The following is a 20905-nucleotide window of genomic DNA, read 5'->3' as shown; positions in this document are numbered from 1 at the left end:
GACGCACTGGGGCGCAAAGGCAACAGAACGGATCGCGGGTCCGGGTCCGCCGGAATCGGGGCCATGCGATGAAATCCGCCGCATCAGCCGCCCCTGCAAGGAAGGGGCTTGCCCAGTTTGCTACACATTTTCCGATGCAGTTTAACCAGTTGCCAGACCCGCCGCCATCGATTCAGCCCCCGGGCGGAGGCCGAGGCGGTTGGCCGCACAGCCCGCATAAGCCAAGCGCATTCATTGCAGCGCCACTCATTCGACCGAAAATCGTCTAAAACCTGACTAAGAATATAGCTGCCGCATCTCTATCGGCGATTTGCCGCCGACAGTTTCGTTGTTACGCTTTTCTCATAGAGCGGTCGCATTCCCGCAGAGTCGGGAGGACGGCCGAGACATTTCAAACAATGTGCCGATCTCGGCCCATGGGCAACCCTGTTGCTGTGGGGAAGTGTGGCCGTGTCCCGGCACCCGAAAGGCAAAGCGGGTGAAACGTTTAAGTCGGTTCTGGGGTTTATTGTTTGCGTATTGGCTGTCCGAACGCTGGCGTGAGGCATGGCTGCTTACCCTGATCATTTTCGTCCTGACCACGCTGCTCAGCAAGGCAAGTGTCTGGGTCGCGCTGGCCAGCGCCGATTTTCTGGCGTCGCTGGCGAATTTTCACTCTCCCGAGGAAGGGATCAACCCGGCGCAGACAATCCTTCTGGCGGGCGTGGCCTACCTGGCGATCTTCCTCGGCCGGATTGCCGGGGTCGCGCTCAGGCACCTGACCTCGTCCACTTTGCATCGTCGCGCGCGCGGCTGGCTGGTCGGACAGTTCAATGACGCGATTCTGGCAGACGGACGCGTTGCCCTCGACCTGATGAGCGACCGCTCCACCTCGGGTGACGCGACGCGACTGCCGGATGCCATCGACCAGCGCGTCGATGTCTGCTCGGCCAATCTTTATGGCGGCCTCATCGGGCTGGCGATGGGCCTTTGGGGGGCGCTTGCCGCGATCTGGTTCGTCTCGCACGCTCTGCTGGAACGCAGCCAGCCGGTTCCCTTCCTTGATCGCTGGGGCGCCATGGGGAATGACGCGCTGAAAAACTGGCTGGGTCCAGAGGCCGCCGCGCGCGTTGATCTGGTTCCGGGGCATTATGGCTCGGCCCTGCTGTGCCTGCTGCTGGTCGCGGTCTATGTTCCGGCCATCACCTTCATCGCATGGAAGCTGGGCCGCATTCTTCAGCGCCTGACCATCCAGCGGCAACGCCGCGACGGCGCATGGCGGGGCGAATGGGGCGCAATGCTCAATCGCGTCGATCAGATGGCCGCCAGCCGGGGCGAGCGGGTGCAGGGCCGGATCAACCAGCATCTATATTCCGACCTCGACCGGACCTGGGGCAGGCAGAACTGGCTGGAGGCGGGCCTGATGCTGTTCAACGGGCTCTACGGCTTCCTTTCCTCGCGCCTGCTCGCCTATCTGCCGGCGCTGCCCTCCTATATGGCGGGCAATCTAAGCTTTCGGAATTTCGTCGCCAGCAGCGAGTTGACGGCGGAACTGATCAGCGAACTCTCATGGTTCATCAACGTGATGCCGGCAATCGCCACCCTCAAGGCCAACGCGATCCGCCTGAACGAGCTGGCCGCCGCTATCGAGCGGGTGCGCGCGCGGCAGGACTTCTATGCCGAGACCGGCATCAGCCTCATCAGCCATGTCCAGCGCCCGAGAGGCCCGGTTCTGGATCTTGAGAACCTGCAGCTGCACCATCGCGGCCATGACACACCTGCCTTTCTGCAAGTGCCGCGGCTTCGCCTCTACGCCGGCGACCGGGTCTATCTGACCGGTCCGAACGGTTGCGGGAAAAGCAGCTTGCTGAAGGCGGTGGCCGGGATCTGGCCCTATGGCAAGGGCGAGGTCGCGTTCCACCGGGGCGCGCGGCTGTTTCTGGCCGGACAGGAGCCGGACATCCCGGACCGCATGTCCCTGAAGGCATTGACCACCTATCCCGATACCGCCGGCGAGCATTCCGACATTGCCGTCGCCTCGGCCCTCTCGCGCGTCGGGCTGGGTGAGTTCGTGCATTGCCTGGGCGAGTGCCTCCATCGCGGGCGGAACTGGCGCAACGTCCTCTCGGGCGGGCAGAAGCAGCGCCTCGTCCTTGCCCGGATCCTGCTGGCAAAGCCCGATATCCTGCTGCTGGACGAGGCGACCTCGGCGCTGGATGTGGACGCGGTCGTCGATTTTCACCTGACGCTAGGTGAATACCTTCCCGATACGGCCATCCTCGCCGTGCGGCATGGCGAGGTCGTGCCTTGCGACCCGGATGGCGAGCCGTTCTACTCGGCCTTGCTGGAGTTTCGCGATGGCACCGGGACGCTGCGCCCAATTCTTGCCGATGAATACGGCGTCATCCACCACGCAGCCGAGTAAGGGAGCCGCGGCATGAGAGGCGACATGGAGATCCATCCCGCCGTCGAGCATCTGCTCTCGGAGATGTCGGTCGGGGAAAGGATCGCACAATTGAACCTGCTGCCTGCGGGCGAAGGGTTGATGACCGGCGCAGAGCAGCCAAGCTCTCTGGCAAGGCGTCTCGACGCGGGCGAGGTTGGCGCGGTCTTCGGCACCAAATCCCTTGCCTCGGCCCGCGCCATGCAGGAACGCGCATTGGCCGGTTCGCGACTGGGCATTCCGCTGTTCTTTGCCGAGGATGTGATCCACGGTCACCGCACCGTCTTTCCGCTGAACATCGCCATGGCCTGCAGCTGGGACATGCGCCTGATCGAGCGGACTGCCGCCTTTGCCGCATCCGAGGCCGCGGCCGAGGGGCTGCATCAGGTCTATGGCCCGATGATCGACATCAGCCGCGATCCCCGTTGGGGCCGCGTCGCCGAAGGACCGGGAGAGGATGCGCTGCTTGCCTCGCGCATCGCAGCCGCGGCGACCCGCGGGTTTCAGGGCCGCGGACTCGGCACGCCCGGCTCGGTCGCGGCCTGCCTCAAGCATTTTGTGGCCTACGGCCTGCCCCAGAGCGGCCGGGACTATGACAATGCCAGCCTTTCGTGGGAGGATCTGCTCGAGACCTATCTGCCGCCCTTTGCCGCCGGGGTGGACGCCGGGGCAGCAAGCGTCATGGTGGCCTTCAACGCGGTGAACAAGCTGCCGATGCACGCGAATGGCCCGCTGATCGAGGGCTGGCTGCGGGGCGGGCGCGGCTTCGACGGTCTGGTCGTCTCCGATTATACCGGCGTCAAGGAACTGGTGGCGCATGGCATGGGCGGGGCCGCCGTCTCGGTGGCGCGCGCGCTTCATGCCGGCGTCGACATGGACATGGTGGGCGAGGATTACCTGCGCGAATTGCCGGCGCTGGTCGCGGGCGGGATAAACGCGCCCGAGGCCGGGCTGTCCCTCTCTGCCGATTGCCTTGCGGGGCTGGTCGATCGTGCCTGTCGGCGGGTTCTGACCTTCAAGGCCCGGCTCGGGCTGCTCGACGATCCCTTCCGGGGGCTGAAGGGCGGGCGCAGGCCCTCCCGCGCCAAGGGACGCAGGCTGGCGCGGCAGGCCGCCTCGCGCTCGGCGGTGCTGCTGAAGAATGAGGGGGTGCTGCCCCTTGCGACGGATACCAGGATCGCCCTGATCGGCCCCTTCGCAAACGACCGCGCAAACATGCTGGGCACCTGGGCCGTCTCTGGCCGGGCCGAGGATGTCGTGCCGCTGAACGAGGCCATCGCCGCGTTGACAGGTCGGGCGCCTGCCGTCGCATGGGGGGCGAATGTCGTGGACGAACCATGGCTTGAACAGCGCCTGAACGTCCATGGGACCACCGTGACCCGTGACCGCCGCAGCACGGCAAAACAACTGGCCGAAGCGGTGGCGCTGGCCCGCGCCTCGGATGTGATCATCGCCGCCGTGGGCGAGGCCAAGGAACATGCCGGCGAATCCTCGTCGCGGCTCTCGCCCGCGCTGCCGCTGTCACAGCGTCGCCTGATTTCGGCACTGGCACGGACGGGAAAGCCGCTGCTGGTGGTGGTCTTCGCCGGGAGGCCCTTGGCCATCGGAGAGATTGCGGCCGAGGCCGATGCCCTGCTCTATGCTTGGCATGGCGGCGTGGCTGGACCGGAAGGCGTGGGGGACCTGATCTTCGGCGCGGCCGAACCAATGGGGCGGCTCGCAGTCTCATTGCCGCGGCATCCGGGCGAGGTGCCGCTGACCTATGCCTGCGACACGACCGGGCGGCCGGGGAATACGGGCTTCACCAAGTTCCTGACCGGTTGGCTGGATCAGCCCGACGACGCGCCAACATTCCCGTTCGGCTTCGGCCTTGGCTATACCGAGATCCGCTATGCCGCGCCCCGCCTCTCGCGCAGCGTGGCAGAGGCGGGCCAGACCGTCGAGTTGCGAGTGAGGCTTGAAAATACCGGAAGCCGCCCCACCGTCGAGACCGTCCAGCTTTACGCCAGCGATCCGGTCGCCCGCGTGACGCGACCCGGTCGCAAGCTGGTCGATTTCAGGCAGGTCGCCCTTGACCCCGGCCAGCGCCGCACGGTTTCCTTTCGCATCGACGCGGATCAGTTCAGCTATCCGATAGCCCCATCTCTCGAAAGCGCCGAATGGGTTCGCGAGCCGGGGGTGATCCGGTTGCATGTCGGCCCGAACAGCCGCGACACTCAGATGGTGGAACTGACATGGCTCACGTGACACGCGGACTTGACGATGCCGCCCTGCGCGACCGGATCGCGCAGGCCAGCGCCTCCTATTTCCTCGACTGGAGCCATCCGGTCAGCGGCATGGCCCGTGAGCGCAGCGCGGGCAATTTTGGCTATGATGTCGCGGAAACCGTCTGCACCGGCGGCACGGGCTTTGGCCTCTTGGCCCAGATCGTTGCCCTCGAGCGCGGCTGGCGGCCCCGGCGCGAAGTTCTGGACCGGCTGGAGCGCATCGTGAGCTTTCTGGAAACCGCCGATCGCTTCGACGGGGTCTATCCGCATTTTCTGGACGGCTCGACCGGCAGGGTGCTGTCCTTCATGCTGGGGGACGATGGCGGCGATCTGGTCGAGACCGCCTTCCTGATGACTGGCCTTCTGGGGGCTGCCAGCTATTTCCACCGCGAACCCTCGCTGGTCGCGCGCATTCAGGCGCTGTTCGACGCGGTGAACTGGGCCGCGCATCTGCGCGAGGATGGGGCCGTGATGTGGCATCGCCATCCCGACCGACCGTGGCCCGACAACGCCCTGCCGATCCGCGGCTGGAACGAGGCCTTTCCGGTCTTTGTCCTTGGCACGGGATCGCGCACCCACCCGCTGCCGGCAACGTCCTATCACCAAAGCTGGGCGAAGGCCCCCGCTTTCCTGAACGGGCGAACCTATGGCGATACGGTCCTGCCGCTGGGGCTGGATTGGGGAGGACCGCTGTTTCTGTCGCAATATCCGTTCCTCGGCATCGACCCGCGCGGGCTGCGCGATGCCTATGCCGATTACGGCGTGCAGGCCCGCGCCCATGCGCTGGTCAACCGCTATCACTGCCTGAAAAACCCGCATGGCTGGAAAGGCTATGGCGCAAACCTCTGGGGCCTGACCGCAAGCGACGACCCCGCCGCCTATGTCGCGCATTCCCCGACCGAGGATACCGGCGTCATCACCCCGACCGCGGCCATCGGATCATTTCCCTTCGCCCCGGACGAGGCGATGCCCGTGCTGCGCCATATGCATGACGAGCTTGGCGACTGGATCTGGGGCGAGGCCGGGTTCATCGACGCCTTCAGCCCGGCCCATGACTGGGCGGCGAAAAGCCATCTCGCTGTCGATCAGGCGCCGATTGTCATTGCCCTTGAAAACCACCGCTCGGGCCTTTTGTGGCGGCTGGTCTCGGGCCGGGGCGAGGTCCGGCGGGGGCTTGGCGCCCTTGGCTTCAGCGCCCCCTATCTGCCGCGCCTGCCATCGCCTGAATGGCCGTCTGCCGCGCAGCCGCTGCCTCCAGAAATGCCGCCGCCGACCATGTCAGATTCAGGGATGATCGCGGAGCACCCGTGACGCGGTCGAACTGTTCGGGCAGCGGCCCCGCCGGCTGTGGCGCGACCTGCTGGATCAGGCGCATCCAGCCTTCGGCCTTGGCGAAGGCCAGCCGATCCAGCGATTCGGCGGCGATCCGATAATGCAATTCGGCAAAGCCCAGCGTCGTCGGATACCACGGGTTCCCGTCGAAATAGTTGTCGCCGACCCAGCGGCCAATGGCGGGCACGTCGCGATCCCGGTTCATCGGATAGACGCGGGCAAATTCCTGCTCCAGAGCCGCGGCGGTCGCGCGGGTCCGCGCAGCAGTAATCGCAAACGGCCCCTCCAGACGGCCGGCATGCAGGAACGCAAGGCAGGTGGCGCTGTCCAGCCGGCCTTCAGAGGCCTCGACGCTTTCCCGCCAGCCGCCGCTTGGCCCGTCCTTTGCCTGATCCATGACGCTTTGAACCCGGTCCGCCGCCCGCTGCATGGCATCGTCGGAATACCGCCGCCGGCCACGATCGAGCGCGTCCCATTGCACGATCAGCGTGAAGGTCGTGCGGCGCAGCGGCGCTTCCTCCCAAGGACCGATGCTGGGCCGCGCGGCGGTCTGCAGGACATGGGCCAGGTCGCGGGCGATCAGCTCCTCGGCCTTCGGGCTGGCCAGCTCGGGCAAGGCGTCGAGGACGCCCATCATCGCCGAGGCCCGCAAGGCGGGACCGTCATCCTGCGGCCTGCCCCATTCTTCAAGGTCGGGACCGCCATCCGCGGCAAAACGCGGCTCCTCCAGCCAGCCATCCCCTTTCAGAGCGGCCAGTTCCGCATCCGGGCGCAGGAATTTTTTATGGCTGGGCAGCGTCGTGGCGCGAAGCGGGTTAGTCCGGGGGCCTATGCGATCCGGGTCCGAGATCGTCAGCGAGAACTGGATGAAATCGGCAACAAAACGCAGCCAGAACAGCCGCGAGGCGGGATCCGCGGCGATGGCAAGCGGCACCGCACGCAGGACGATGGCTGAATCGCGGATCCAGTGATGGAAATAGTCCGGCTCCGGATCCCAGCTCGCGATACGCGGTGAGGCAAGGACCGAGCCCGCGGCAGGCCGTACCGTCCAGCCGAACCCCTGCCGAGGGCGGCTCAGATGGGTGGCCGAGCAGGCATTGCGCATCGCTTGGGCCGAGGCAAGCCGCTGCGCCGCGATCCAGTCGGGATCGGGGCCCGCCACCTAAGCCCCTAGCGTCGAAAGCGCGGTGGCCAGCATCCGACCGCAAGCAGGACCGGCCGGGCAATGATGCTCGTCCGGCAGGGCAGCGAAGAAACGCCCGTCCTGCGCCGCCGCGAAATAGGCGCGGGCAACCTTCACCGGGATCAACCCGTCCGACGCGCCGGTCACGACAGCCAGAGGCGCCGTCATCCGGTTCAGCTCGGGCCCGGCATCGGCCCTCTGCATTTCGGTGAAATAGGCGGGCGCCTCGCGCCGGACCTCGTCAATTGCGGCAGGCCCCATCGCCTCGCGCGCGGAGATGAGCGCCGGGCCGGACAGGACCGGGGAAACGGCAAGGACGTGATGCGTGTCGGGCGATCCCGCCGCCAGATGCGCCACGGCATAGCCGCCAAGGCTGTGGCCCGCCAATGCCCTCGGCCCCTCCGGCCATTCCTGCGCGACCCGGTCCCATACAGCCGCCGCCGCCGCGGTATGGCCGGAAAAGGTCACGCCGTCGGGCGGCCCGGAACCGGGTGAGGCCGCCGAATGGGGCAATTCCGGCGCGACGACCCGCCATCCGCGCGCCAGATAGGCCTCGGCGATCTCGGCGATCTGCGCCTGCCCGGGGGCGCCGTTCCTGCCGTGGACCAGCAGCACTGTCCCCTGCGGGGTTTCTGAAGGCAGGGCCACGACCAGCGGGACGATGCCGAGGGCCGTCGGCAGGTCGATGCGGTTTGCGCGGGAGGTCCAGATGTCTTGCGGGTCTGTCATAAGGGGATCCTAGCGCGCGCCGTGCGCCGCTCCAATAGCCGTTTACGCCCGCGCGATCGTTCCCGGCCCGTCCCCGATTTCAGGGCGCGCGAAAACTCCGAATACCCTGTGCAAGCTCTCCGAAATCCCGGAATTTCCCGACCTCGTCCAGAGCCGACATCGCTTCGGGAGGAAATACATACTCGCCAGATTGGGCAGTCTTTCCCGACGGCGGCCTCCACCTCTTGCAAGCGCTTCGTCGTGATCCGGGCGTGTCAGTTGGCCCAACTCTCCCGCACATGCGCCTCGAAGAAATCCGAGAAGGTCGCGACCCGCAGGGGCAGGCGTTCATAGGGCGGGAAATAGAGCGTCAGCCAGATCTCGGAAGGCGGCCAATCGGGCAGCACGGGGACCAGTTCGCCCCGCGCCAAAGCCTCGCGCAGCATGAAGCGGGGCAGCATCACGATGCCTTCACCATTGATCGCAAGCTGGGTCAGAAACTCGCCATTGTTCGACTGGAAGCGCCCCTCGGCGCGGATGCTTTCGTGCCGGTCGCCCTTGCCGAGGAGCCAGGTCTCGCCCAAAGCGTCGGAGGCATGACCGAGGCAATCATGCCCGGCCAGATCCTCTGGCACCCGGGGAACGCCCTGCCGGGCAAGATAGGACGGCGCGGCGGCCAGCAGCCGCGGAACAGGACAGATTTTGCGCCAGATCGTCGACTTGTCCGAGGGCGATCCCGAGATGCGGATCGCGAGGTCGTAGCCTTCGCCGACAATGTCGATCAGCCGGTCCGTCAGGCTGACCACGACGCTGGTGCGCGGATGGATCGCGGCGAATTGCGAAAGAACCGTCGGCAAGGCCTGCGTGCCCAGCGAGAGAGGGGCGCTGATCCGTAAAAGCCCGCTCAACTCGCCCTGACGCTCGCGCATTTCTTCGGCGGCGACTCCCAGCCCCTCGACCAGCGGCGCGACGCGGGCAGCGTAAAGCGCGCCTGCCGCGGTCAGCGAGACGGCGCGGGTCGTGCGTAGCAGCAGTTGCGCGCCAAGCCCCTCCTCCAGCGCGGCGACAGCGCGGGTGACGGCGGCAGGGGTCAGCCCCAGCGCTCGCGCTGCCCCCGAAAAGCTGCGCTGACGCGCCACGGCCAGAAAGATGCGGATGGATTCGAGTTCGCCCATTATTGCCAGAACTGAAATAAATAATGCGATATTGAACCCATTCTCGGCAATTGCAAACACTGCCATCTTGCTTGTCGAAGGGCACGGACGAGCCGGCCCAAGGAGAAGCGAGCCATGCTGCATCAGATCAAGGGCCTTCACCACGTCACCTCGATGGCGGCAAATGCCCAGGAAAACAACGACTTCTTCACCCACAAGCTGGGGCTGCGCCGGGTCAAGAAAACGGTCAATTTCGACGCGCCGGACGTCTATCACCTCTATTACGGGGATGAGGTGGGAACGCCGGGATCGGTCATGACCTATTTCCCCTTCCCGCATATCGTTCGTGGCCGCCCCGGCGCGGGCGAGGTCGGCGATACGCTTTTCACCGTGCCAAAGGACACGCTGGGCTATTGGAAGGCGCATCTGGCGGAACAGGGCGTCCAGGGCCTTCGGAAGGAAGAGCAGTTTGGCGAAAAGCGCCTGCGTTTTGCCGGGCCGGATGGCGATGGCTTTGCGCTGGTCGAGAAGGATGGCGACAGCCGGGCAGCCTATGGCGGCGGTCCCGTTCCCAGGGATGAGGGCATCCAGGGCTTTCACGGCGTCAGCATGCGCCTGCGCGACAAGGGTGCCACGGCCGAATTGCTGAAGTTCATGAACTACGAACCCATCGACCAGCAGGGCAACGTCACCCGCTTCGCGGTTCGGAACGGCAATGGCGCCGATTTCGTCGATATCGAGACATTGCCCGACGCCGACCGCGCAAGGCAGGGGGCGGGATCGGTCCATCACGTCGCCTTCGCGGTCGAAAATCGCGCGGCCCAGCTTGAGGTGCGCAAGGCGCTGATGGACACGGGCTATCACGTCACGCCGGTGATCGACCGCGACTATTTCTGGGCGATCTATTTCCGTACGCCCGGCGGCGTCCTGTTCGAGGTCGCGACCAACGAACCCGGCTTCGACCGGGACGAGGATACCGCCCATCTGGGAGAGGCCCTGCGCATTCCGCATCAGCACGAGCATCTGCGCAGCCAGATCGAGCGCACGCTGCCCGAGATCGTCGACTGAACATCAATCGACGGCGCCACCTGATCGGCGGCGCCACCTTCCCTGACATATTTTAATACTTGTCGGACATGTATTGACGCATAGCTGGCAGATTTGTTAATCCTGCGCAGGAAATCGAGTCCTGCGAGGAACAGACATGATCATTACGCATGTGGAGGCGCGCGTCTTTCTGACCACCACGCGCCGTCATTCGGATAGCGCGGGCCACGCTCATCCCGGCCCCGCACATCAGGTTCCACAGGCGATACTGACCATCCGCACCGAAGACGGGCATGAAGGCCATTCCTTCACCGCGCCCGAAATCGTGCGCGAGCATGTCCTCGAGAAATTCGTGCGCAAGGTGCTTGTCGGACAGGATGCCCGCGACCGCGAACGGCTGTGGCAAGATCTGGCGCATTGGCAGCGCGGTTCGGCGGCGCAATTGACCGACCGGACCCTCGCCGTGGTCGATTGCGCTTTGTGGGATCTGGCCGGTCGCGCGCTGAACCAACCGGTCCACAAACTGATCGGCAGCTATCGCGACAAGGTGCCGGCCTATGGCTCGATCATGTGCGGCGACGAGCTGGAGGGTGGCCTCGCCACGCCCCAGGATTACGGCCGCTTTGCCGAGAAGCTGGTCGCGCGCGGCTACAAGGGCATCAAGCTGCATACCTGGATGCCTCCGGTCAGCTGGGCACCCGATGTCCGCATGGACCTGAAAGCCTGCGCCGCCGTGCGCGAGGCGGTTGGCCCGGATATCAGCCTGATGATCGACGCCTTCCACTGGTATTCGCGCTCGGACGCGCTGGCGCTTGGCAAGGGGCTGGAGAAGCTCGGCTTCGACTGGATCGAGGAGCCGATGGATGAGCAATCCATGTCCTCCTACAAATGGCTGGCCGAGAACCTCGACATCCCCGTCATCGGCCCCGAAAGCGCCGCCGGCAAGCATTGGCACCGGGCGGAATGGGTCAAATCCGGGGCCTGCGACATCCTGCGCACCGGTGTGAACGACGTGGGCGGCATCACCCCTGCCCTGAAGACCATGCACATGGCCGAGGCTTTCGGCATGGAATGCGAGGTCCATGGCAATACCGCGATGAACCTGCATGTCGTCGCCGCCGCGAAGAACTGCCGCTGGTATGAGCGCGGGTTGCTGCATCCCTTCCTCGAATATGACGACGGGCACGACTACCTGAACGCGCTCTCCGATCCGATGGACGCGGATGGCTATGTCCATGTGCCGGACCGTCCCGGTCTGGGCGAGGACATCAATTTCGACTTCATCGAAAACAACCGGGTCAGGTAGGGGTTGCCGATGAAGCAGATCCTGGCTTTCGGAGACAGCCTGACCTGGGGCGCCGATCCCGTCACCGGGTTGCGTCACCCTCATCGCGCGCAATGGCCGGTTGTGCTGGAATCCGGGCTGAGCGGCGCGCGCGTGATCGGCGACGGCCTTGGCGGGCGCACGACCTGCCGCGACGACCACGCAGGCCCCGGCAGCCGCAATGGCGCTTTCGCTCTGCAGCTTGCGCTGGCCGTGCATATGCCGCTGGATCTGGTCATCATCATGCTGGGCACGAATGACATCAAGCCCGTGCATGGCAGTCAGGCGATCTCGGCTCAGGCCGGGATGCGTCGGTTGGCCGAGATCGTGGCGACCTTTCCCTATAAACCCCGTTCGGCGGTGCCTTCGCTGCTGATCGTCGCGCCGCCGCCCTGCGGACCATCGGAAACGGGCGGTCCAGCCGGCGGCAGGCTGATCGAGGAATCCGAACTTTTTGCGCCGCTCTACGCAAGCCTCGCGCGGGAGCTGGGCTGCGCCTTCTTCGACGCCGGAACGGTGGCGCGCGCCTCGACGGCGGACGGGGTCCATCTTGACGCCGAGAATACCATTGCGATCGGCAAGGCTCTGGTCCAGCCGGTCGCGCGACTTCTGACCTGACAGCTTCGGTCGCCCGCGAGGGCGACCCAATGGCGAGCCGCACGCCACCGACGCGGCATCTACGGGAGGAAATGATGAGGAAATTTCTGGCATCCGTGGCGCTTGGCGCGCTCATGCTTGGCGCGGCGCCGCAGGCCTGGGCGGAAACGCCCGACAACCAGCTTATCGTCGCCACGACGATGAGCAATATCCTGACCCTTGATCCGGCCGCGATCACCGGCCGCGAGACGGTTCAGGTGCTGAACAATATCTATGACACGCTGGTCACGCTCTCGCCCGAGGACCGCTCGATCCAGCCGCGTCTGGCCGAGAGCTGGGAGGTGGCCGAGGACCGCATGTCGATCCGCTTCCATCTGAACAAGGACGCGAAATTCGCCTCGGGCAATCCGGTCACGGCAGACGACGTGGCGTGGAGCCTGAAGCGCCTGATGACGCTGAACCTCGCGCAGGCCAGCTTCATGAAGTCGCGCGGCTTCACCGCCGAGAACGCGGCCGCGCATTTCGTCGTCGAGGATCCCCACACCTTCACCTTCAAGCTCGCCGAGCCGGATGACCCCGCGATGATCCTGATGATCCTTGCGCAGAACGGGCCGGGCTCGATCCTCGACAGCAAGACGGTCCTCGAAAACGAGAAGGACGGCGATCTCGGGCAGGGCTGGCTTACGCTGAACTCGGCCGGTTCCGGGCCCTACACGCTGACCAAATGGGCGTCGAACGAATATATCATCCTGACCAAGACCAAGGATTACTGGGGCCCGGCCTCGGCAATGGACCGCGTGCTGATCCGCCACCTGCCGGAATCCCAATCCCAACGCCTGATGCTGGAACAGGGCGACATCGACGTCGGCTATTCGCTGCAAGCGCCTGACCTGACCGCGCTTGAGAAGGACGAGCAGATCAAGATCGCCTCGACCCCCGGCGCGGGCTTCTACTACCTCGCCGTGTCGATGAAGGACGAGCGTTTCGCAAACCCGAAAGTCCGCGAGGCGCTGCGCTATCTGATCGACTATCAGGGCCTCGACAAGGCGGTGATGCCCTATTACGGCAAGCTGCATCAGCGCCCGCTGACCTCGGGCGTGCTGGGTCAACTGCCCGATCCGGGCTATACGCTGGATGTCGCAAAGGCCAAGGCCCTGCTGGCCGAGGCGGGCTATCCCGACGGATTCAAGACCACGCTGCGCGTCCTGTCGGAAGATCCGTTCATCAAGGCCGCGACCGCGATCCAGAACACTCTGGCGCAGGCCGGGATTCAGGCCGAGATCATCACCGGTTCGGGCGACCAGATCTATGGCGCCATGCGCGAGCGCAAGTTCGAGCTGCTGGTCGGACGCGGCGGTGGCGGGCAGCAGCCCCACCCGGACAGCAACCTGCGCGCTCTGGTCTACAATCCCGACAACTCGGACGAGGCCAAGCTGACCAACTATCAGGGCTGGCGGACAAGCTATTTCGACGAGAAGCTGAACCAGATGATCGAAGCCGCGCTACTTGAGCGCGATGCCGCCAAGCAGAAGGCCGCCTATGAGGAGATCCAGACCTATATGGATCAGATCCCGACCTCGATCATCCCCTTCTCGGAAGTGGTGGACAGCGCGGCCTTCCGTTCGGACATTCAGGGTTTGACGGTCAATCCCTGGCTGACCCGCTTCGAAACCGTGACCAAAAGCCGCTGAGCGGGATCATGGCCGGGATCACGCCTGACAATCTGGTACCTCGGCTTCGCGAACTGGCCCTGGCCCGCGGGTTTCCCTCGGGCTGGGCGCAAAGGAAGGGTGATTTTGCCCATTGGCAGGCCACCGCACGTGGCATTGCCGAAGCATTGGCCCTGCCCGACCCCGCTTTGCGCGAGCGCCCCTGCGGGTGGCGCGAGGAAGAGGTCGAGGATCGCGGCACCCATATGGCCGCGCGCGGATCCATCCTGCTGAAAGGTCGGGGCCATTGGCCCGCGCTGCTTTTACGACCGAAGGGCGCGGGGCCGCACCCCGCCGCCCTGCTGCTGCACGATCACGGTTCGGAATTCCGCATCGGCAAGGAGAAATGCATCCGCCCCTTCAAGGATGGGGAGGGCATTGCCCAGGGCTGGGTCGGCCAGTTTTTCGACGGCATCTGGTTGGGCGATCGTCTCGCAGAGCTGGGCTTCGTAGTGCTCTCGGTCGACGCGCTTGGCTGGGGCGAGCGGCAGGGCAATGGCTATGAGGCGCAGCAGGCGCTGGCCTGCAACCTCATGCAGATCGGGACCAGCCCCGCCGCCGTCATGGCCGCCGAGGACATGGCCGCGGCGGAGTTTCTGGCGCACCTGCCCGAGGTCGACGCAAGCCGGGTTTGCGCGATCGGCTTTTCGCTCGGCGGGTTTCGCGCCTGGCAGGTCGCCGCGCTGTCCCCGCATGTCGCGGCCGCCGTCTCGGCCGGCTGGATGGCCAGCCTCGAGGGGCTGGCGCAGCCGGGAAACAACCATCTTCGCGGGCAATCCGCATTCTGGATGACGCATCCCGGCCTCCATCGTCACCTCGACCTGCCGGATCTGGCCGGGTTGGCCGCGCCGAAGCCGCTTTATGTCGAGGTTGGCCGGCAGGATCATCTGTTCCCCGACGCAGCGGTTTCCAGCGCCTACCAGACGCTTGGCGGGATCTGGCAGGCGGCGGGGTCTGATGACCGCCTCCGGCTGGAACGTCCCGAAGGTGGCCATGCTTTCGGCCCGGCGCGTCACGGCCCAGCACTGGATTGGCTGCGCGCTGTGTTGGGGTTGCCTGATCGCCCTTCAACAACCTCGCAAATATGCTAGACAAGTTGAATGTCAGCCGGAGAGACCGCATGAAACAGGACGCGACCGTTCCCGCAGCACCAGTGCGTGAATCGCTGGTGAACCGCATCAGCGACAGCCTGCGCCGCGATCTTCAGGCCGGCATGTTCCAGCCCGGCCAGCGGTTGCCCAGCGAACACGAGCTGACCCGCCTGCATTCGGTCAGCCGCGCCGTCGTGCGTGAGGCGATCGCCGCTTTGCGCGCCGATGGACTGGTCGAGGCGCGCAAGGGCGCCGGTGTCTTTGCCCTCGACCCTGCCCTGCGCGAGGTGCGGCCCTTCGACGATCTGACCACGGCGCGCATCTCCTCGGTAATCGAGCTGCTTGAGCTGCGAACCGCCTGCGAGATCGAATCCGCAGCACTTGCTGCCGCCCGCCGCTCGCCCTCGCAACTGGAGACGATCCTCGACGCCCATCGCAAGGTCGAACGCTGCCTGCGCGACAACCTACCGACGCGCGACCCGGATTTCGAGTTTCACCTCGCCATCGCGCAGGCCACCCAGAACCGGCGTTTCCCCGAGTTCCTGCAGCTGATCCGGTCCGGCATCATCCCGCGCAGCGAGCTTCAGGGCGGCCCGCCCGGCGCGCGGCCGCGCGACTACAATCAGCATCTGCAGGAAGAGCATAGCCGCATCGTCGATGCCATCCTTGACGGCAATGCCACGGCGGCGGCGCAGCGGATGAAGGAACATCTCCACGGTAGCCTCGACCGCTATCAGGAACTTTTGCGCGCAGGTCACGTAGAGGACTAGAATCAAGTTGTCCTACAGGCTGGCCTATTATATAAGACATCCTTGAGAGGGAGATTCCAATGTCAGCGCCACAGCATCCCGTCGTTCATCCGTCCGAAGGCGTGTCGCGCCAGGTTCTGGCAGAGAATCCTGACCTTATGGTTGTTTCCTTTCGCTTCGAGAAAGGCAGTGTGGGCAGCCTTCACAGCCACCCGCACACCCAATCCACCTATGTTTCCAAGGGCCGCTTCCGCTTTTTCCGTGGCGAGGAGACCTTGGATCTGGTGGTCGGCGACAGCATAGTCATCCCGTCGGGCGTGACACATGGATGCGAATGCCTTGATGCGGGCGAGTTGATCGACTGCTTCACGCCGCGTCGTGAAGACTTCTTGTGACCTGAGCTGGCGACCCTGCGGTCGCCGCTTGTCAGACAGGCTTGATCAGACGTCGCGCGGAGGGACCGGCGCGCCGTCCGGGGAGGATTTATGCAGAACGCGAACCTGCGCATGAAAAGCGCTGCCTCGCAGGTCACCACCATTCTGGTTACCCTGCTTGGGCTGCTCGTCCTGACCTTCGTGATCGGACGCATGATGCCCGCCGATCCGGTCCGCGCCATGGTCGGCGAGGACGCGACGCGCGAGACCTATGAAATGGTCTATCACCAGCTGGGCCTCGACCGGCCGATCTGGGAGCAATTCCTGCGCTATCTGGGCGACGTCGTGACCGGAGATTTCGGCACCTCGATCCGCACGGGCCAGCCGGTGATGCAGGATATCCTGCACGCTTTGCCCGCCACGATCGAGCTTGCGACCTTCGCAATCCTGATCGGCGCCGGGCTTGGCATTCCCCTCGGCGTCACCGCGGCGGTCAACAAGGATCGCTGGCCCGATCACATCATCCGCGTCTTCAGCCTGTTCGGCCATTCGATGCCGATCTTCTGGACCGGCATGATCGCCCTGATCGTCTTTTACGCGCATCTGGGCTGGGTCGGCGGCTCGGGCCGGATGGAGCAGTTCTATATCGGCATGGTTGACGAGCGGACGGGCTTCCTGCTGATCGACAGCCTGCTGGCGGGAGAGCCGGATGTCTTCTGGTCGGCAATCAACCACCTGATCCTGCCAGCCGCGCTGCTCGGCTATTCGTCCTCGGCCTATATCACCCGGATGACGCGCAGCTTCATGCTGGACCAGCTTGGCCAGGAATACATGACCACGGCACGGGTGAAGGGCCTGTCCCGCGGACAGACGATCTGGCTGCATGCCTTTGGCAATATCCGTGTCCAGCTCGTCACCATTATCGCGCTCGCCTATGGCTCGCTGCTGGAGGGGGCCGTGCTGATTGAGACGGTCTTTGCCTGGCCCGGCTTTGGCCAATATCTGACCAACAACCTGATCACGGGCGACATGAATGCGGTCATGACCTGCGTGCTGATCGTCGGCGTCATCTTCATCGCGTTGAACCTGCTTTCGGACCTGCTTTACCGCACCTTCGATCCGAGGACGAAATGACCGTGAAAGATACAGACATGCCGCGCGTCTCCTCTGGAATGCCGACCTCGCTGATCGCCATGCGCAATATCCTTGCCTATCTGATGCGCTCGCCCACCTCGGCCTTCGGGGTGATCGCGCTGGGCCTGCTGATCCTGATCGCGGCCTTCGCGCCCCTGATCGCGACGCATGACCCCTATGCGCAGGATCTGGTGAACACCTTGCAGCCGCCCAGTGCCGCGCATTTCTTCGGCACGGACGAATTGGGGCGCGACATCTTCAGCCGGCTGGTCTGGGGGTCGCGGATCTCGCTGACGATCATCTTCCTCGTCTCGATCATCGTCGGCCCGCTCGGCATGATCGTCGGCACCACGGCCGGTTATATGGGAGGGCGGCTCGACACGGTGATGATGCGGGTCACCGACATTTTCCTCTCCTTCCCGTCGCTGATTCTGTCGCTGGCCTTCGTCGCGGCGTTGGGGCCGAGCCTCAATAACGCGATCATCGCCATTGCCCTGACCGCCTGGCCACCGATCGCACGTCTTGCCAGGGCCGAGACCATGACGCTTCGCCAGGCCGATTATATCGCGGCGGCCCGGCTTCAGGGCGCCTCCAGCCTGCGCATCATCGTGAAGTCGATCGCGCCGATGTGCCTGCCTTCGGTACTGATCCGCCTGACGCTGAACATGGCAACGGTGATCCTGACCGCCGCCGGCCTGGGTTTCCTCGGCCTTGGCGCGCAGCCTCCGCTGCCCGAATGGGGCGCGATGATCGCGACCGGGCGGCGTTACATGATCGACAGCTGGTGGCTGGTGACGTTCCCGGGCCTCGCGATCCTGACGGTCAGCCTTGCCTTCAACCTTCTGGGTGACGGCCTGCGCGACGCGCTGGATCCCAAGCAGATGAACCGGAGGTGACGCATGGAAAACCCCGTTCTTGAAGTCCAGAACCTGGCGATCCGCTATGGCGGCGCCCCGCGCGAGGCCGTTCGCGGCGTCTCCTTCACGCTCGGCCGCGAAAGGCTCGGGATCGTGGGGGAAAGCGGATCGGGCAAGTCCACCGTGGGTAGGGCCATCCTGAAGCTGCTGCCCTCGGCCAAGATCACCGCGGACCGGATGCGGTTCGAGGATGTGGACCTCCTCAAGACGACCGAGCGCGAGATGCTGAAGATCCGCGGCCGGCGCATGTCGATGATCCTGCAGGATCCCAAATTCTCGCTGAACCCGATCCAGCGGGTCGGACGTCAGGTCGCCGAGACCTATATGCGCCACTTTCCCGCCAACCGGGCAGAGGCGCGGGAAAAGACCCTCGCCATGCTGGCAGCCGTCCAGATCCGCGACCCCGAGCGGGTGCATGACCTTTACCCGCACGAGATCTCGGGCGGGATGGGCCAGCGCATCATGATCGCCATGATGCTGCTTGCCGAGCCGGACCTCGTGATCGCGGACGAGCCGACCTCGGCCCTCGACGTCAGTGTCCGGTTGCAGGTGTTGGGCGTGCTGAACGGTTTGGTGCGCGACCGGGGCATCGGGCTGATCATGATCAGCCACGACCTGAACCTCGTGCGGAACTTCTGCGACAGGGTGCTGATCATGTTCGATGGCCGGGTGGTCGAGACGCTTGCCGCCAAGGACATGGACAAGGCGCAGCATCCCTATACCCGCGGCCTTCTGGCCGCACAGCCGCGCATCGGCGACCGGCGCCACATGCTGTCCGTGCTGGACCGGCGCCCGGAATGGAGCGAGGAGCTTCAAGGATGACCAGCCCCGTCGAAATCAACGACCTTTCCATCTCGTTCGGAGAAGGCCCAGCAGCGGTCAAGGTGCTGCCTTCGGTCAGTTTCTCGGTCGATGCGGGCGAATGCTTCGGCCTCGTGGGGGAAAGCGGATCGGGCAAGTCCACGGTGCTCAGATGCATCGCGATGCTGACCGATTTCTGGCAGGGCAAGATCCTGATCGGCGGGCGCGACGTGCGCAAGCTGCCAAGGCTGGAGCGCTGCCGGCTGCTGCAGATGGTCTTTCAGGATCCCTATGGCAGCCTGCATCCGCGCCAGTCCGTCCGCACCGCGCTGGCCGAGCCGCTGCGCATTCACGGGCTGGACGACCATGAGGGACGGATGCGTCGCGCCATTCGCGATGTGGGTCTGTCGGCGGATTTTCTGGACCGCTTCCCGCATCAGATGTCAGGCGGACAGCGCCAGCGCGTCGCCATTGCAAGGGCGCTGATCCTCGAACCCGCGCTGCTGCTGCTGGATGAGCCGACCTCGGCCCTCGACGTGTCGGTGCAGGCCGAGATCCTGAACCTGCTGGTTCGCCTGCGGGACGAGCGCGGCCTGACCTATATCATGGTCACGCATGACCTCGCGGTCGTCGATCACATGTGCGATCGCTTTGCCGTCATGCTGCATGGCGAAGTGACCGAGGTGCTGCCCCGCTCGGCCATCCTTGGCAACGGGGCAACCCATCCCTATGCGCGGAACCTGATCCAGACTTCGCTGGAATATGAAGGCGCGCTCGAAGCGGGATGAACGGACTTCCGCTGGCCGGCTCTTCCTCCCCTGGCCGGCCGGCGGAAGTCCGCGAGGGGCGGGTCACGCCTCGAGGATCACCTTCATGGCCTTTTCGCGGGCCGCATTCGAGAACACCTCATAGGCTTGCATGATCTCGCCCAGCTTGAAGCGGTGCGAGATCAGCTTGCCCGGATCGACCTTGCCGGATTGCAGCGTCTTGATCAGCATGGGCGTCGTATTGGTGCAGACCAGTCCCATCGCGATATTGATGTTCTTGATCCACAATTCCTCGATATGCAGCTCGACCGGCTTGCCGTGAACGCCGACATTCGCGATGTTGCCGCCCGCCGAGACGATCTTCTGGCAGATGTCGAAGGTTGCCGGAATCCCGACCGCCTCGACCGCGACATCGACGCCCTCGCCATTGGTCATTGCCATCACCCTCGCCACGGCATCCTCGGTCCCGACCACGATCGTGTCGGTCGCGCCGAATTGCCGCGCCAGCTCCAGCCGCGCCGGGTCGGTGTCGAGCATGATGATCCGGCCGGGCGAATAGAATTGCGCGGTCAGCAGCACCGACATGCCGACCGGACCGGCCCCGATGATCGCGATGGTGTCGCCCGGCTTCACCCGGCCCGCCTGCACCCCGATCTCAAGCCCGGTCGGCATGATGTCGGAGAGCATCACCAGCGCCTCCTCGTCCGCGCCGGGCGGGATCGGGTAAAGCGAATTGTCGCCATGGGGGATGCGGACATATTCCGCCTGGGTGCCGTCGATCATGTGGCCAAGGATCCAGCCCCCGTCCGCGCAATGCGCATAAAGCTGGCGCTTGCAGTTCGGGCAGCGCCCGCAAGAGGTCACGCAGGAGATCAACACCGCGTCGCCGGGCTTGAAGTTGGTGACGGCGCCGCCGACCTCCTCGACGATGCCGACGCCCTCATGCCCCAGCGTGCGCCCTTCGGTCACTGCGGGCACATCGCCCTTGAGGATATGAAGATCGGTGCCGCAGATCGTGGTTTTCGTCACCCGAACGATCACGTCCGAGGGCTTTTCGATGCCGGGCTTTTGCTTTTCGACCCAGTCCTTCCGACCCGGCCCTTGGTAAACCAGAGCTTTCATAGCAGAGCACTCCTGCGCAAATGGGATCTTTCGCAGGAGAATTGATACCCTTTCCCAACACTTCTGAGAAGCGCCGTGTAGGGACGCCCGGATCGCCAAGATGGGCAGCGTTGACGAAAGCAGACAGCCGAGGTCAAATTTAGTCGGCACGGAACGAGCTGGCCGCGACTGCGGTTGAGATCCGACCGGCGCCAGTCGGCGTCGAAA

17 protein-coding genes and 1 pseudogene are annotated in these 20905 nt (G+C 65.0%); 14 read left to right on the top strand and 4 right to left on the bottom strand.

Translation table 11 applies throughout. The annotated features are described in order from the left end of the window. The first annotated feature begins 508 nt into the window (after positions 1-508). The 3 genes and pseudogenes from VNQ78_RS17840 to VNQ78_RS17830 all read left to right on the top strand — a co-directional run. The gene (locus VNQ78_RS17840) at positions 509-2404 is read left to right on the top strand and encodes an ATP-binding cassette domain-containing protein (RefSeq protein WP_325692300.1); all 1896 of its coding nucleotides are present in this window, start codon (positions 509-511) and stop codon (positions 2402-2404) included. A gap of 24 nt (positions 2405-2428) precedes the next feature. Further along, positions 2429-4669, top strand: a complete 2241-nt coding sequence (locus VNQ78_RS17835; RefSeq protein ID WP_325692298.1) for a glycoside hydrolase family 3 N-terminal domain-containing protein — start codon at positions 2429-2431, stop codon at positions 4667-4669. Next, positions 4582-5823, top strand: a pseudogene (locus VNQ78_RS17830) (glucoamylase family protein); the annotation flags it as partial. The gene VNQ78_RS17835 and the pseudogene VNQ78_RS17830, both read left to right, overlap by 88 nt. A 55-nt stretch (positions 5824-5878) precedes the next feature. On the opposite strand, the gene VNQ78_RS17825 reads toward VNQ78_RS17830, so the two are convergent. The 3 genes from VNQ78_RS17825 to VNQ78_RS17815 all read right to left on the bottom strand — a co-directional run bounded on the left by VNQ78_RS17825 (position 5879) and on the right by VNQ78_RS17815 (position 9087). Continuing rightward, a complete protein-coding gene (locus VNQ78_RS17825) occupies positions 5879-7183 on the bottom strand; it encodes a glycoside hydrolase family 15 protein (RefSeq protein ID WP_325692296.1) in 1305 nt (434 codons plus the stop codon). Beyond that, on the bottom strand, positions 7184-7933 hold the full coding sequence (locus tag VNQ78_RS17820) for an alpha/beta hydrolase (protein ID WP_325692294.1): 750 nt from the start codon (positions 7931-7933) through the stop codon (positions 7184-7186). A 254-nt stretch (positions 7934-8187) separates the two neighbouring features. Further along, entirely contained in the window at positions 8188-9087 is a 900-nt protein-coding gene (locus tag VNQ78_RS17815) for a LysR family transcriptional regulator (protein ID WP_325692292.1), read from the bottom strand. 114 nt (positions 9088-9201) lie between these two features. Between VNQ78_RS17815 and VNQ78_RS17810 the strand changes: the two genes are divergently transcribed. The 11 genes from VNQ78_RS17810 to VNQ78_RS17760 all read left to right on the top strand — a co-directional run bounded on the left by VNQ78_RS17810 (position 9202) and on the right by VNQ78_RS17760 (position 19597). After that, positions 9202-10134 carry a VOC family protein gene (locus VNQ78_RS17810; RefSeq protein ID WP_325692290.1) on the top strand — a complete coding sequence of 311 codons (933 nt, stop codon included), beginning with the start codon at positions 9202-9204 and terminating at the stop codon, positions 10132-10134. A 136-nt stretch (positions 10135-10270) separates the two neighbouring features. Next, the gene (locus tag VNQ78_RS17805) at positions 10271-11419 is read left to right on the top strand and encodes a mandelate racemase family protein (protein WP_325692288.1); all 1149 of its coding nucleotides are present in this window, start codon (positions 10271-10273) and stop codon (positions 11417-11419) included. 9 nt (positions 11420-11428) lie between these two features. Further along, positions 11429-12055, top strand: coding sequence for an SGNH/GDSL hydrolase family protein (locus tag VNQ78_RS17800; protein ID WP_325692286.1), 627 nt, complete (start codon positions 11429-11431; stop codon positions 12053-12055). Positions 12056-12129: 74 nt separating this feature from the next. Continuing rightward, on the top strand, positions 12130-13725 hold the full coding sequence (locus VNQ78_RS17795) for an ABC transporter substrate-binding protein (RefSeq protein ID WP_325692284.1): 1596 nt from the start codon (positions 12130-12132) through the stop codon (positions 13723-13725). Positions 13726-13733: 8 nt separating this feature from the next. Next, positions 13734-14834 carry a dienelactone hydrolase family protein gene (locus VNQ78_RS17790; RefSeq protein WP_325692283.1) on the top strand — a complete coding sequence of 367 codons (1101 nt, stop codon included), beginning with the start codon at positions 13734-13736 and terminating at the stop codon, positions 14832-14834. Between the two features lie 29 nt (positions 14835-14863). Further along, positions 14864-15604 carry a FadR/GntR family transcriptional regulator gene (locus VNQ78_RS17785; RefSeq protein WP_325692281.1) on the top strand — a complete coding sequence of 247 codons (741 nt, stop codon included), beginning with the start codon at positions 14864-14866 and terminating at the stop codon, positions 15602-15604. Positions 15605-15663: 59 nt separating this feature from the next. Continuing rightward, a complete protein-coding gene (locus VNQ78_RS17780) occupies positions 15664-15978 on the top strand; it encodes a cupin domain-containing protein (RefSeq protein ID WP_325692279.1) in 315 nt (104 codons plus the stop codon). Between the two features lie 90 nt (positions 15979-16068). Further along, positions 16069-17091: an ABC transporter permease gene (locus VNQ78_RS17775; protein WP_325692277.1), complete on the top strand. Its 1023-nt coding sequence runs from the start codon at positions 16069-16071 to the stop codon at positions 17089-17091. A gap of 38 nt (positions 17092-17129) precedes the next feature. Then, positions 17130-17987, top strand: a complete 858-nt coding sequence (locus VNQ78_RS17770; protein ID WP_414694104.1) for an ABC transporter permease — start codon at positions 17130-17132, stop codon at positions 17985-17987. 3 nt (positions 17988-17990) lie between these two features. Further along, on the top strand, positions 17991-18830 hold the full coding sequence (locus VNQ78_RS17765; RefSeq protein ID WP_325692275.1) for an ABC transporter ATP-binding protein: 840 nt from the start codon (positions 17991-17993) through the stop codon (positions 18828-18830). Further along, on the top strand, positions 18827-19597 hold the full coding sequence (locus tag VNQ78_RS17760) for an ABC transporter ATP-binding protein (protein WP_325692273.1): 771 nt from the start codon (positions 18827-18829) through the stop codon (positions 19595-19597). The genes VNQ78_RS17765 and VNQ78_RS17760 overlap by 4 nt, the downstream gene beginning before the upstream one ends. Before the next feature lie 63 nt (positions 19598-19660). Here VNQ78_RS17760 and VNQ78_RS17755 read toward each other — a convergent pair whose 3' ends face one another. Continuing rightward, complete coding sequence (locus tag VNQ78_RS17755; RefSeq protein WP_325692271.1) at positions 19661-20698, bottom strand: zinc-dependent alcohol dehydrogenase family protein; 1038 nt, start codon at positions 20696-20698, stop codon at positions 19661-19663. Positions 20699-20905 lie beyond the last annotated feature (207 nt).

The sequence above is a fragment of the Paracoccus sp. (in: a-proteobacteria) genome, assembly GCF_035556475.1.
Taxonomy (GTDB): domain Bacteria; phylum Pseudomonadota; class Alphaproteobacteria; order Rhodobacterales; family Rhodobacteraceae; genus Paracoccus.
Note: the sequence above shows the minus strand (reverse complement) of the source record. Positions and strands in the feature narration are given on the sequence as shown.

Excerpts from the sequence above, each read along its gene's own strand:
- VNQ78_RS17780 (WP_325692279.1), top strand. The coding sequence starts at position 15,664 with ATGTCAGCGCCACAGCATCCCGTCGTTCATCCGTCCGAAGGCGTGTCG.
- VNQ78_RS17755 (WP_325692271.1), bottom strand. The coding sequence starts at position 20,698 with ATGAAAGCTCTGGTTTACCAAGGGCCGGGTCGGAAGGACTGGGTCGAA.
- VNQ78_RS17805 (WP_325692288.1), top strand. The coding sequence starts at position 10,271 with ATGATCATTACGCATGTGGAGGCGCGCGTCTTTCTGACCACCACGCGC.
- VNQ78_RS17790 (WP_325692283.1), top strand. The coding sequence starts at position 13,734 with ATGGCCGGGATCACGCCTGACAATCTGGTACCTCGGCTTCGCGAACTG.
- VNQ78_RS17835 (WP_325692298.1), top strand. The coding sequence starts at position 2,429 with ATGGAGATCCATCCCGCCGTCGAGCATCTGCTCTCGGAGATGTCGGTC.
- VNQ78_RS17795 (WP_325692284.1), top strand. The coding sequence starts at position 12,130 with ATGAGGAAATTTCTGGCATCCGTGGCGCTTGGCGCGCTCATGCTTGGC.
- VNQ78_RS17785 (WP_325692281.1), top strand. The coding sequence starts at position 14,864 with ATGAAACAGGACGCGACCGTTCCCGCAGCACCAGTGCGTGAATCGCTG.
- VNQ78_RS17800 (WP_325692286.1), top strand. The coding sequence starts at position 11,429 with ATGAAGCAGATCCTGGCTTTCGGAGACAGCCTGACCTGGGGCGCCGAT.
- VNQ78_RS17820 (WP_325692294.1), bottom strand. The coding sequence starts at position 7,933 with ATGACAGACCCGCAAGACATCTGGACCTCCCGCGCAAACCGCATCGAC.
- VNQ78_RS17765 (WP_325692275.1), top strand. The coding sequence starts at position 17,991 with ATGGAAAACCCCGTTCTTGAAGTCCAGAACCTGGCGATCCGCTATGGC.
- VNQ78_RS17775 (WP_325692277.1), top strand. The coding sequence starts at position 16,069 with ATGCAGAACGCGAACCTGCGCATGAAAAGCGCTGCCTCGCAGGTCACC.
- VNQ78_RS17815 (WP_325692292.1), bottom strand. The coding sequence starts at position 9,087 with ATGGGCGAACTCGAATCCATCCGCATCTTTCTGGCCGTGGCGCGTCAG.
- VNQ78_RS17770 (WP_414694104.1), top strand. The coding sequence starts at position 17,130 with ATGCCGACCTCGCTGATCGCCATGCGCAATATCCTTGCCTATCTGATG.
- VNQ78_RS17760 (WP_325692273.1), top strand. The coding sequence starts at position 18,827 with ATGACCAGCCCCGTCGAAATCAACGACCTTTCCATCTCGTTCGGAGAA.
- VNQ78_RS17810 (WP_325692290.1), top strand. The coding sequence starts at position 9,202 with ATGCTGCATCAGATCAAGGGCCTTCACCACGTCACCTCGATGGCGGCA.